General features: G+C 37.9%; 11 protein-coding genes, 3 pseudogenes and 1 riboswitch. Of the genes and pseudogenes, 2 read left to right on the top strand and 12 right to left on the bottom strand.

The features are described from left to right. Positions 1 to 30: 30 nt before the first annotated feature. From ACV3PA_RS17095 to ACV3PA_RS17075, 5 genes and pseudogenes are all read right to left on the bottom strand, one after another. Positions 31 to 726: pseudogene (locus ACV3PA_RS17095) on the bottom strand (ATP-binding protein); the annotation flags it as partial. Continuing rightward, positions 701 to 2,818 (bottom strand): Mu transposase C-terminal domain-containing protein, encoded by a 2,118-nt coding sequence (locus ACV3PA_RS17090; RefSeq protein ID WP_456126024.1) that lies wholly within the window; start codon positions 2,816 to 2,818, stop codon positions 701 to 703. The gene ACV3PA_RS17090 and the pseudogene ACV3PA_RS17095, both read right to left, overlap by 26 nt. Beyond that, positions 2,815 to 2,970 carry a hypothetical protein gene (locus ACV3PA_RS17085; protein WP_456126137.1) on the bottom strand — a complete coding sequence of 52 codons (156 nt, stop codon included), beginning with the start codon at positions 2,968 to 2,970 and terminating at the stop codon, positions 2,815 to 2,817. Before ACV3PA_RS17085 ends, ACV3PA_RS17090 begins: the two co-directional genes overlap by 4 nt. Positions 2,971 to 2,994: 24 nt before the next feature. Then, a complete protein-coding gene (locus tag ACV3PA_RS17080) occupies positions 2,995 to 3,408 on the bottom strand; it encodes a TnsA endonuclease N-terminal domain-containing protein (RefSeq protein ID WP_456126023.1) in 414 nt (137 codons plus the stop codon). A 219-nt stretch (positions 3,409 to 3,627) separates the two neighbouring features. Next, positions 3,628 to 4,824, bottom strand: a pseudogene (locus ACV3PA_RS17075) (IS1182 family transposase); the annotation flags it as partial. 3 nt (positions 4,825 to 4,827) lie between these two features. Between ACV3PA_RS17075 and ACV3PA_RS17070 the strand changes: the two are divergent. Then, a pseudogene (locus ACV3PA_RS17070) lies at positions 4,828 to 5,196 on the top strand (transposase); the annotation flags it as partial. 20 nt (positions 5,197 to 5,216) lie between these two features. On the opposite strand, the gene ACV3PA_RS17065 reads toward ACV3PA_RS17070, so the two are convergent. The 7 genes from ACV3PA_RS17065 to ACV3PA_RS17035 all read right to left on the bottom strand — a co-directional run bounded on the left by ACV3PA_RS17065 (position 5,217) and on the right by ACV3PA_RS17035 (position 11,273). Beyond that, on the bottom strand, positions 5,217 to 5,501 hold the full coding sequence (locus ACV3PA_RS17065; protein ID WP_456126022.1) for a hypothetical protein: 285 nt from the start codon (positions 5,499 to 5,501) through the stop codon (positions 5,217 to 5,219). Positions 5,502 to 5,830: 329 nt separating this feature from the next. Continuing rightward, a complete protein-coding gene (locus ACV3PA_RS17060; protein ID WP_456126136.1) occupies positions 5,831 to 7,135 on the bottom strand; it encodes an LLM class flavin-dependent oxidoreductase in 1,305 nt (434 codons plus the stop codon). 54 nt (positions 7,136 to 7,189) lie between these two features. Beyond that, positions 7,190 to 7,942 (bottom strand): 3-oxoacyl-ACP reductase, encoded by a 753-nt coding sequence (locus ACV3PA_RS17055; protein ID WP_456126021.1) that lies wholly within the window; start codon positions 7,940 to 7,942, stop codon positions 7,190 to 7,192. A gap of 135 nt (positions 7,943 to 8,077) precedes the next feature. After that, positions 8,078 to 8,178, bottom strand: a riboswitch (TPP riboswitch). Positions 8,179 to 8,296: 118 nt separating this feature from the next. Continuing rightward, complete coding sequence (locus ACV3PA_RS17050; RefSeq protein WP_456126020.1) at positions 8,297 to 9,379, bottom strand: hypothetical protein; 1,083 nt, start codon at positions 9,377 to 9,379, stop codon at positions 8,297 to 8,299. A gap of 19 nt (positions 9,380 to 9,398) precedes the next feature. Continuing rightward, a complete protein-coding gene (locus tag ACV3PA_RS17045; RefSeq protein WP_456126019.1) occupies positions 9,399 to 10,217 on the bottom strand; it encodes a hypothetical protein in 819 nt (272 codons plus the stop codon). Next, positions 10,214 to 10,894: an ABC transporter ATP-binding protein gene (locus ACV3PA_RS17040; protein ID WP_456126018.1), complete on the bottom strand. Its 681-nt coding sequence runs from the start codon at positions 10,892 to 10,894 to the stop codon at positions 10,214 to 10,216. Before ACV3PA_RS17040 ends, ACV3PA_RS17045 begins: the two co-directional genes overlap by 4 nt. Next, positions 10,887 to 11,273: a GntR family transcriptional regulator gene (locus ACV3PA_RS17035; protein ID WP_456126017.1), complete on the bottom strand. Its 387-nt coding sequence runs from the start codon at positions 11,271 to 11,273 to the stop codon at positions 10,887 to 10,889. Before ACV3PA_RS17035 ends, ACV3PA_RS17040 begins: the two co-directional genes overlap by 8 nt. A 1,035-nt stretch (positions 11,274 to 12,308) precedes the next feature. Between ACV3PA_RS17035 and ACV3PA_RS17030 the strand changes: the two genes are divergently transcribed. Continuing rightward, the gene (locus ACV3PA_RS17030; RefSeq protein WP_456126016.1) at positions 12,309 to 12,650 is read left to right on the top strand and encodes a DUF3139 domain-containing protein; all 342 of its coding nucleotides are present in this window, start codon (positions 12,309 to 12,311) and stop codon (positions 12,648 to 12,650) included. The last annotated feature ends 177 nt before the right edge of the window (positions 12,651 to 12,827 follow it).

Raw genomic sequence — 12,827 nt, 5'->3', positions numbered from 1 at the left:
GAATAACCACTCAAACTTCAATTCACCTGTATTTAAAAATGTATAGGCAATATTTTCAAACGTTTTTCTTAGATCCTGATTACCTAATAGCCATACTAATTGATATAAAAAGCTTTTACATAGTGTGGAAAGGCTGCCGTCATACGGACAATCAATTTTCATCCAGACAATTTGTGTACGTTTAAATGGTTGTTCTTCATACTTCTCATGCTTAATTACTTGTGGATACATTAACAATAAGCGTTCAATTGCTGTTGTTTCTCCGATACCTGAAATCCCGATAATAGATAAGCTATCTGCTGTCGAACGAATGTAATTTAAGCGTTCATCTATATATTTATGAGCATCTTCTTCATCTTTTCGTAATTGGTGTAAAACTCGAATACGTTCCAAAAATGTTTTATCTAAAGGGTTTCTGGCTAAGTAACCTCTACGAATCAACGTAGATAATCGACGTTCTACTTCGAAATGAATAGGTAATGGCTGAATAAAATTTTTTATACGTTTAATCACATGATAGCGAATGTTTGTCGCACTCTGCTTATCTTGATTTGTGATTCGTGGTGTCACCATAAATCGATCCATCACATCATCTTCACTCAAAATAGGTGGGAGCGCCTCAATGAAGGGATTTTCACTGTACTCCGACAGCAGTTGCTCTTTATACTCAGCTTCTTCAAAGTTGCCTTTTAAAACTACATTAGTCATCTTTTCCAAGCTGCTCATCTCGTTTCTTCTTCAATTTTTCCATAAGACGTGACGACGATTTTTTAGGTGGGTGTTCTTCTAACTTTGTTCCTGATTCAAAATATATAATTTCTGGTGAATGTTCAGCTACTGTAGGGGTTAAATCAAACTTTTCTTTATTTCTATTCGCTTCTTTTTCAAATTTTTTATTATCACGTATAGCTTCAATCTTCTCTTTTTTACTTATAGGTTGGTGCGTAACTTGGTTTTTCCTTTTGACAGCTGATTTTATAATTTGATCCATCATTGTATCAGCGTTAATAGTTAGTTGTACTTGCTTCGAGCGGTTCTCTTCTTCTAAAAAATCTTCTTTATATTGCTGACTCGGCTCCAACAATATACATGTTTCAAAATCCATACCATCATCATTTGGAATATAGATTTTATCTAAATGTCGTGGATCATAGACAATATCAATGCTTTTATTTTTCAACTTGGCATACCATTGTTCTTCGATTGCTTGTTTTGAACCATATAATAAATTTTTAAATTTAATACCTGTTCTAGATATAGTGGCTTTACCTCTTGGCAGCACATTCAACCGTAAAATCGCTCTGTCTATTGTCCTTAAACGTCCTTTACGATTTTGTACACCCCATGTCCATAAATTAATAGGTGTTGGCACAATTTCATCTGTAATCATCTCTTTTTCCATTAGATATTTATCAATAATTTTATGATTATGATGGAGTATCATTGTAATAACTAATGCTGTAAATTCTTTTAAATTTAACGTGGCATCTAATCTGTAATCTCGATCTCCTCGTTCTCTATACTCTTTTTGAATAGCACCCGGAGCCTTTTGCTTAACTTTCCCATTAATCGTGCGGAATTTACGCTCAACAATCCCTTTTAAATCTCCTCTATAAGCAGTCGTATTTTCAATTTTAATATTTAAATTATTAATGAGCCCCGCAACAGAATAACCTTCGAATTCTCCTCGGTCAGCAATAATCACTTCTGGTAAATGATGTGTAGGCCACTGTTCTTCTGTAATATCTACTCCGTATTGTTTACAAAAATCAGTCTTATTAGCCACCATATTATCTAAAGCCATCATAGCACCTAGCCACGAAGGTCCTTCAAGTCCGACATACAGCCCCGTAACCATGCGCGGATAAACATCAATAATTGCATAAATAACCGGTCTACCAATAATTCGATTTGCATCAAAAGAACTCACTAAATAAATGTCTGCAATCGTTGCATCAACTTGAAACCTTGTACCTGGTCCATTTGTTTCAACTTTAGAATTACTTAAAATAGGGCGATGCTTTAACTCATATTCTTTCGCACTCTTACGAAATGTTATATCTTTTTTAGGATCTTCTAATTTTTTAAACCAATAATAAAATTGATTATATGAAGGAATCAAATTGGGTTCCCATATACGATACTGTATCTCACCATTTTCTTTGTATCGTGTAGAATAAAAATCTCTCAAAATAAAATGATATACATCTTTTAAAGAATAGTTATTATCTCTGCGATAGTATTTATTAATCGCATGCTCAAATTGGATTTTAATCTCGTCTGTGATGTTGATCCCGCTTCGCTGTTCTCCACTTATAGCTATTCTACGTGGACGACCAACCTTATCATTACTTAACTTTTTAGTTTTGCCTCTACCACCGGATTTTGCATAATCAGGTAACATTGCATTCTTATTCATCCCACGCTGCCAATAACGACTGAGGAGTTTTTTTACTTTTGTAGGTGTGACATCTAATTCCTGAGCTATCTCCTTAATTTTTATTTCTCTACCATTCTTCTGAAGCAAATCATTCATATGTTTTAAACAATATTTTTGAACAATATCCCAATCTAAATCTCGTTTCTGAATTTGAATATCTGTTAAGTCTTCATCTTCAATTACACATGCAAATGGATCCGTAATAATAATCCATTCTCTTTGTTCTACGTCTGTTAAAAACGATGTGAATAGCTCTTTCTTAGGCATTGATGTAATAGCATCCACATTAACGATATACACATAGGATTCTTTGATTTCAACAATAGGTATTCGTTTTGAGTCCTTCACAGATTGCAACACTTGATTAATATAAATCATCCGTATTTCACCTGCTTTAATTTACTTTCGTCAATGGTTTGAATAACCATAGTTTCTTCTATATTTAGTGGTTTTAACATATCTATTTGAACGATTTTTTGAGCTAACAAATGATAAAATAATGTCATTCCGCTGCCTAAAGACAAGTGCACTTCTTTATCAAACAAATTTGTGATTTATCGAATACTTTTATCCGTATCTAATACTCTCTTCAATAATTCAATTCCTAAATCTTCAATAGATTGTGGACTAATATTTTGGTATGCATCATATTGTTGAATATCATAATAGTCATGTATATAACTAATATTTCGTGCCAGTGTTTTAAGTATTTCTAATTCCGTCACAATACCCCAGTCCACACCTCTTTTTTTCCAATAAACACGCTCAATTTCAAACTTCTCAAGAACCCGTTCTTTTAAAAGTTCATCTTTCATTTTTATTGTTCTGGCAAGCTCTACGCTACCTTCACCTTTATCTACTGTTAATAAAAAATCAGTTGTCATGACAATTGGTTCACCAGTTTTCGGATCATTTGGATGTTTAATTCCTAATTCATCGGCAATGACAAGTGTTTCTTCTAACGGCAACAGCGGATATTGTTCTCGAATGTCGACAATAGAATCCGAAAATTCAGTTAAATAGAAGTAATTTCGCTCCAAATCCGATAAAAATTCATGTTGACTATTAGATGTTCTAGTTCTTTTTGACATAAAAACGAGGCTGGGACATAACTAGCTGAATTTAACAAAAAGAAGGAATTGTCATCACTCAGGATGTGCAATTCCTTCTTTTTTCGTTGTCTCTCGTCAAGCTGCCCTTCGGGCAACGCTTTGGATGAGCCATTTTCTTAAATTTACGGCCATGAGGATAAAGCCGAGCTCACGCTTCACCTTCGCTTTTCCTCTCACAGAAAAGCGAGTGAAACTCAAATTAGCCTTCAGATATCCAAAAACTGGTTCCATGTCTATCTTCCGCTTCGCATAGAGGGATCCTGTTTTTTGATCTGAAAGCCATTTTTTCATCTGTTCTTTTTGTTCTTCCCATGAAGTGTTTATGTGTACCTATCGGTGACGACCCTCTTTGGCCTTGGTACAACGGGAGCGAAACGGGCAGCCATCACACCCTTCGCTTTCATACACCTTGAAATCACGCGTGAATCCGTACCGATCTGTTCTCTTGGACATGTAACGGAACGTTACGTTTTGTCCATTAGGGCACACAAAACGATCCGACCTTTCATCATAAGGCCAGTTTGCTGTGTTAAATGGATCATTGCGCCATTTTCGCGACTTTTCTTTTTAGAACATCGTGTAAGGGATGAGTGGAATGCGCCCACGGCGCATCAGAATATCCTGATAATTCTCCTGACTCCCATAGCCGGCATCCGCAACGATATGTGGTGGTAGTGGTAAATATGAGCTGACCTTATCTAAGAAAGGGAGTAACGTCCGGGTATCCGTCGGGTTTGGATAAATATCATAAGCGAGTGTGTATTGTCCTTCGGTTGCGATTTGAACGTTATAGCCTGGCTTGAGTTGTCCATTTTGCATGTGATCTTTTTTCATTCGCATGAACGTCGCGTCCGTGTCCGTTTTCGAATAGCTATTCCGTCCAGCGAGCGTCCTCTTTTGGATGGCATATCTCTGTTTCCGCTCGATGAAATCTGTAATCTCCTTTCGAAGGAGACGTGGTTCCTTCCGTTCAGAACGTAGGCGTTTTCTTTCTTGGATGTCCTTACTCGCCTCGATTTTTTGGTTGATGGAGGCGATATGTGCGTCTACAGCTTCACCCATGTGTTCGAGTTCTGAGAGGGTGAGCTCGTCCGGGCTTTCACGTTCAATTTCCGGCAGGATGTCTTGTTCGACGAGGTTGTCATAGATACGGTTCGATTTGTCCACGAGAGACGTACTATGACGTTCGATCGATTTCCGCCAAACAAAAGTATATCGGTTCGCATTCGCCTCTAGCTTCGTACCATCGATAAAGATGGCTTCTTCATTGATTTCTCCCAATGTACACAGTGTCGCGACCACAGAAAAGTCATCCATCGCCATCTCTGGAAAGAGGCGATGGATGAAGTGGAGCACCTCAGACATACAGTTGTGAATCGTGAGTTGTATCGAAAGCGTCAGGAAACAATTGAACGTGTATTCACAGACACCAAAGAGAAGCATGGCATGCGTTGGAGCCGCTATCGAGGGCTGAAAAAAACGACGCTCCAAGCGATGCTTACTTTCATTGCCTTGAACCTCAAAAAGCTTGCGAATTGGTCCTGGGATTCCTTTGGGAATCCATGTCTTCAATACGTTTTAATGGGGAGTACATACAACAAACCCTCATTCCGATCACGAAATGAGGGTTTGTCTACAATCTGAGCGAAGAACTTAAGAGTTCTTCACTTTTTGTTTTTAAGACCTAATGGAATTGCAATAATAACAAGAATTCCAATGATAATAGTTAAATAAAATGGCACGCTTGATCCATCTTTATTTAGATCGTCAGTTAAAGAACCCGCTTTGAAAAACAACATGATTGAAATGACGGCGAGGACTACTGTATTAAATGATATGTATACAAAAGACGAAATTTTAGATGGAATAACCAAGAAGATTACATTTAATAAAACCAGAAAAACTAACAAGTAAAAAATTGAATTCAAAGAATCAAAAGTACCAGCCAAACAACCCCCCCCTTTAATTAGTATAAGAAAAATATAGCATTTTAATTTTAAAAATTGTAATTATCATATTACAAATGTCGCTTTTTAACATTTAAATCAGTGTGATTATATTTTTACAGCTCGATAATCGCGTCTCTGAGATTTCACGATATAATTCAATTTCCTCTGGATGCTGAGCTTCCCATTCGAGATTTTGCAACACTAAGATTTGTATCGTTTCTTTCATCTAAATCTTAAAGTTCGTAAATCGTAAGTCACGCCGATTCATATTTGATCTTTAAGGCTTTCTTCGAAATCTTTTCGGAATTTAACTAAACTTTTCATCTAATTTAATCAATTAAACCTAGATGCTCTCTAAATGTAGTACTTTGATAGGACACTTTAAACAATCCTCTTTTTTGTAACTCAGGAATGATCATGTCTACAAAATCTTCTAAACTTGATGGTAGTGACGGTGGCATTAAGTTGAAGCCATCCGCCACTCCTTCGTTAAACCAAGTTTCCATCTGATCCACAATTTCTTCCGGAGTACCAATCAATGTAAGGTGCCCTCCTCCGGCTGCTAAATAGCCTAACAGTTCTTTGAGCGTCGGATCCGTATCTTCGATAATCTCTAGAATCGTTTGATAGCGTCCAATGGGACCTGAAAAATCTTCAATTGATGGTAAGATCGGAATCTTTGCTTCGAGATCCCATGTGGAGCAGTCCTGTTGCAAAAAGAAACTCAATTGTTTTAATGCATTGACAACCGGTAATTTTTCATCTAGTTCGGCTTTTTTGGCTAGTGCCTCTTCTCTTGTTTTACCAACATACGTTACTAAGCCTGGGTATATCTTAATCTTCCGATTGGGTGATTCAGTCTGTGTAATTTGCTTATGGAGTTTTTCACGAAAAGCATGGGCTTGTTTAAAATTCCATGACACAGAATAGACAGCATCCGCATGTTTTGCTGCAAGGGCAATCCCTTGTTCAGAAGCCCCCGCTTGCATCGCTACTGGCTTTCCTTGGGGACTACGTGGCGTAGACAAGGGACCTTTTACGCTGAAATACGCTCCAGCATGATCGGTAGCTTGAATCCGTTCAGGATCAATCAATTGGTTATTTGATCGATTTGAGAGAAAAGCTGCTTGGTCCCACGATAAAAATAGCTTTTCCATCAAACTCGCAAATTCTTCCGCCTTGTTGTATCGTTCTTCCCTTGGAGGTAGTGTCTCCATCCCGTGGTTTAACGCTTCCCAATCTGTCATCGAAGTCACTAAGTTCCAGCCTACTCGTCCTTTCGTCACATGATCGAGACTTAGGAGTTGCCTGGCTGTTGTATATGGATTGGAGAACGTGCTCGATATCGTAGAGACTAATCCTATATGATTCGTCACTTGAGAAATAGCCGTCAGATTAATTAAAGGATCCAACCAAAAGGCAGGTAAATCCGTCGCATTGGTAGCCGGAAAGGATTGATTGTCAGCAAAAAATACCGCATCCAAACATCCGCCTTCCGCTATTTGAGCCAAACGCTGATAATAGCGACTCTCTCCGATTTCTTCAATTGCAGAATCAGGCATCAACCATGCGGCTTGGTGATGACCACATCCATATAACAAAACGCCAATATTTAACTGATTCCTGTTCGTCATCTTCCTTTCATGACTCCCTTCTTTCATCGCTGTGAATCTCTTTAGACGTCTGCCTTAGTTCATCGTTAGACCACCATCGACCGTTACGTTTTGACCCGTAATCCCGGATGCTGCTTCTGATGCCAAGAAGGCGACCATTTGCGCTACTTCTTCTGGACTTGTCACTCTTTTCAATGGGGTCGATTGGGCAATTAAGTCAAATACTTCAGGGGTTGTCACAGCACTCGCATCTGTTACTTTCAACAATCCACCGGAGACGACATTCACGTTTATGCCATATTGACCTAGTTCCGCGGCCAAATTGCGAGTAAATCCTATTAAGCCTGCTTTTGCTGTTGTGTATTCATGATAAGGAACAACTGGGTTTTGATAAAGGTTTGTTCCAATGCTGATGATACTACCGCTATGTCGTTCCATAAATTGCGGCAGGACACTTTGGATGGTGTAAAAAGCCGCTTTTAGCGTTCCATCCAGTTGCTTTTGATAATCTTCCCACTCTAAATCGATGAACGATTTTTGAGCAACCGGATCAAATTTAAAATCTACTAATGCATTATTGACGACAACATCGATTTGACCATAATGTGCTGTTGCGGATTGCATCATGCTCTCAACATCTTCCCGCTTCGTGACATCTGCATACAAGACAAGTGCATTCTCTGCTCCCAGTTCGATCACAAGGTTTTCTGCCGCCTCTTTGCTTTTATAGTAATTAATCACCACTTTAAATCCATTGTTCACTAACACCCTTGCAATCGTCGCCCCAAGTCCTCGGCTACTGCCCGTCACTAAAACTGTTCTGCTCATTCTTGTCCACTCCCTCATCCATTTCTGCAACTTAAATAGCGAAGTAGTAAATAAAAAAACGCAACTCTCCAAAAGGAAAGTTGCGCACGTCTAAATAATCACATAGCAAAGAGCGACATCATCGTCTCCGCTTGTTCATCAGAGTTTACACTTCCCTACGCTAGTACGACCTAGTTCAGGTTCAAAGGGTTTGAGTAGCTACTCATCTCAGTTTAACAACACCCCTAGTGATTCTATTTAAGTTACTTTCACTGTAGTGGTCTTGAAAACCCCTGTCAATGACTCTAACAGATAAATTCATTTCGAGTACTCTAAGAATCAAGTGAACGAGATGAACCTATGCGTCTATCAAGATTACTCCGATACAGTGACATCCTGTACCAAACGATTCTTTTTAGCATTTTTATCTTTGATGATTCCTTGATACGAAATCGATTCACTTTTCGTATCGACTACCGTGACTTGGAAATCCGAATCATTGATATTAGCGATATGGTATAGCTTTCCCTGCGCAATCATTGTATAGGAGCCATTGAAGCGGTAAGCATGCTGCCCTTCCACTTGATGTTGCTTGACTTGATTCGTCTTAAAGTCATAGGTACTCCATTTGATGCTTTTACTTTTTTCTGAATCAAACGTACCGTAAGCGATCAGTGATTGGCTATTTTCATCAGCATTAAAGTTCCCTTCCGCTGCATACGCATCAAGTGCTTTGATTCGTTTGATACCTTTGCCGTTATCTAGATAATAAGCGCTATCTTTTTCTACCCCTTCCGCATCATATGCGATTTCACGATAGACAATTCCATAGTCGTTCACTGCCACATAATGACGCTCTTGATTAGTCTTGAGTTGCTTGGATTGAAGCGTCTCCACTTTTCCTTTTGCAAGGTTGAGTAATAACACCGTCGATTTTTCCTTTGCTCCATGATCATCCCGTTGGACGTATACGTTCATGCCGTCTTGATGGAAGACACGGATGTCAGCCATTTCACGATCCGGTACCGTTAAACGATGAGAAAGCGTCTTTTTAAATTGTTTCTGTGTACTTTTGTCATAAGAATGATAGTTCAACTGAGATGCCTTTACTTCAATTCCGTATGTCCGCGAGCCCATTTCACTAGTAAATACGTCTTCCTTAGAAAGAAAGCGATAGAAATCAGCAGGGAAGTCTGCAGCGTAGCTATTGAACAACCCTGTGATATAGTTCTGCGACTCACTATGGATTTGACCGTCCAATTGGATATTGTATTGAGTAGGCTTGATGTCTCCATTTTCAATCTCGATGTTTACTTTTTTAAGAGCTTCTGCATTTTCTTTTCGTATACTCTCGACTTCATAATCCGATCCTTTAATGCTTACGGCGTAACCAAAATAACTGAGTAAGGTGACGCCAGCAATGCCTCCTACGATGATCAGTTCTTTATATCGTCTCATGACTTCCTCCTTCTAATGATTAAATAGATACTTTATGGTTCAGTAGTCGAACACATTTCCAACTTATATACGCAAAATAGATGAGGATAAAGGAAAGATAGACGAATACTTGTTGATTCGGGATCAGAATGCTAGTCAGATCAAATAAGTAACGTAATGCAATGAATGGTACGATTAAGAGCGCTACATCCTTTGCGATCGTCAGCAAAGCTTTCCCTTTTTGATAGGACCGTTCTGTCAAAACGAACAAGAAGACCATCGTGATGACGAAGAGTGCGAGCGCTAGAATGACGAATGTATCGATCACATTGAAGGTATAGAGCATGTTCAACGCAGCTGACTCCCCGATGATTTTTGATGCAGCTTGTAAATGTTCCGGGAGTAACCATTCGTAGAGTCGACGACTTAAAAGAATCGTGATCCACTGGATGCCCATGAAACCACATACAAATACTAATACTGTTGTCAGTTTGGATAAGAGGATTGTGATGCGTTTACCCGGTAGCATCAATAAACGGTAGATGTACTTGGACTCGCCATACCAATCGCGGTACCAAATCTGAAAAGCATATAGAATCGTGAACATGATACCGATTGCAATCATGTACTTGAAGTAGTTGGTCGCATCGCCAAACGTCAACGGTCCATTCAATTGATCAACGGCTTCCATTTCCGTAAGTCGCTCTTTTTTCATCAAATCCTCCAGCTTGGATTGATAATGAAGAACCTGATATACGACCGATGTGAGTTCAACAATCACTAACATCGTCAATATCGAAAGGTATAGTTTGAAGCTTCGCTTGATTTCCTCGTTTGATAGCATAAAGAATTTCTTCATGTCTGATAGACCTCCCTCATTCGATCCTGTACTGATTTCCCGTAAAGCTCACGCATCTCTTCCGAGTCATCTTCCTGTATGATGGTCCCGTTCTGAAGAAAAATAACGCGGTCGATGAGATGTTCCACTTCTGCAATCTCATGAGTCGTCATCAAGATGCCCTTCCCTTCCATATAGTGACTAGAGAAGATCCACGCAATTTGTTCTTTCGTAAATAAATCAATCCCAGCCAACGGTTCATCGAGCAGTAAGTAAGGTCGATTCATCGCAAATCCAATCAACAGATTAACCTTTGCTTTATTCCCTTTCGATAAATTGGCGATGCGGTCTGTCGCCATCAGTTTAAAGAACCCCATCAGCTCCTCTGCTACTTGTTGATCCCAATCCGGATAATAGTCGCGCATATAGGCGACGGCTTCTCCGACGCTCATATACCCAGGCATCGTAGAAAGATCCGGAACGAAAGCGATGCTATCGTGGGTCGTTTTCCCATCCACTTTGATTGTTCCAGCATCTACTGGGACTAAGCCCATGATGGCTTTCAAAATGGTGGATTTGCCTTCCCCATTCAATCCAATAAGACAGGTAAGTTGATTTAATGGAACAGTGAACGATACATCGTTCAGGACATTTTTTTTTGGACCATATGACTTTCGTAATCCACGGACTTCAAGCATCTAGCTCACTCCTTTTTCGAATGTTGTATTCTTTTTCAAAATTAATGATGACCTCTTCTAATGGAATCTGGATTGCATATATCGACTCTACGAATTGCTTCACTGCATTTTCAAGAAGCTCTATTCGCACTCGATCAATGATGGATTGATCCAGCGTCACCTTACTCGGTACGTTACGGTCAGTTGTAATCAACCGTTGATCTTCCAGTTCCTTATATACTTTTTGCGCGGTATTCGGATGAATTTTAAGCTCATTTGCCAGTGCGCGACGCGAAGGGATACTTTCCCCTCTTTTGAATTCGCCCATAACAATACGTTTTTTAAACCAATAAAGTACTTGTAGATAAATCGGGGTACGTTGATCAAAATGCAATAACATCACCTCTCTTAATGAATGTTGTATTAAAACACTAATACACTTTATAACTGTATGATATGGTCAGTACAGTGAGAAGTCAATGTTTTTTTATTACTCTTTTTTTATTGTTAGAAGATTGGCTATGATTCACTTTCTGTTATTCATAGTGATTTAGATTCTTCATGAACGGAGTGTCAGCATCAAAAATAAAAAAATCCTTGAATGGAGTCATTCAAGGATTTGAGAAAAATAGAGATACCGTGGAATATTCGAATCACTTTACTGCAAACAATTTTTTGATAAGTTATGTATCAGTAATAGAAAAACAAATAGGTTTAAGAAATAACACTAAATAAAAAGATACAAAATGACGTTCTATAAAAAAATCCATGGTTTATACAACTATCCTTCTATCTACTTTATCTCAAGTTGAAATGTATAAAGTTTTTATTAGAAAAATCGTCATTTTGCGTGTAATTGCAGAAAAAGTCATCAAATCCATAAGGAAGCGATGACTTTTTATTAAATATCCGTCGTCTATTTTCTCTTCATAGTAAATAATTTTTCACCTGAGATCATCAACAATATCCCAATCACGAACTCTAACCCAATGATCCACAAAACAAGATTTGGAACTGCTGAAAATCCATTTTCTCCAATACTACCATATACATCTAACTTCTTAAGCATATAAAAATCAGTTAGGTATATAGATAACCAAAGCTTTGAAGAGCTAGCTAATAGAAAAAGAAAGCCGATTTTTCGCAAAGAAATACCCCCAATCAATATATATATAACAATAATTAATGTAACACTCTTTTATTGAAATTTCCCCGAATTCAAAAAGGATATTACCAACTTACAATTGAACGATAGATTTCGCTTTATAGAATACTTTCCCTGACTTCTTACAACTTGTAATGATAATTGAATATGGTTTTACCTCCATTGAAACGTACTATTAAATAATCTTTATAATGTAACTGATGCATCAAACGGGATATTAATGTTAGCATTAATACTTAGAATCTTATATTGATTTGAGGGGGCATCATTATGAAAAAGGCATATTTGTTCGTTTCTATTCTTATGATTGTAGGGATTGTTATCATAGGGGCATCAGCCTATAAGAGCTTTTATTACGATAAAAAACAAGAGACTACAAAGAACATCAACTTCTATCTCAAAGAACATAACTATGAAAGACAAGTTCAGAAAAAAGAAATTCGACGAGACTCTAAAACAGCTGAATACTTTGCCAAAGTTACGTTTAAAGATGAACCTAATAATGAGTATGAAATTCATCAAACTGGATCAAATCATTTTGAAGTTGTCGGTTACAAAGATGGAGTACAAATAACTAATAAAAAAGTAGGAAAATACATTACATCTGAGTGAATTTTCTCAAAGAGAGAATAAGTTCAATTATATAGATCATTAAAAATGATACTTTCACTAAATCAAAGTTTACGATTAAAGATATTTATTGAAACTTCAAGTAACTTGCTAAGCTAAAAACATCATTCGCTACACCAATCTTAGAATTTACTTTTATTCCTACTCTCTATTAGTCAT

Source organism: Exiguobacterium sp. EA-TM-5 (assembly GCF_053878415.1).
This window is presented reverse-complemented; position numbering and strand designations above follow the sequence as displayed.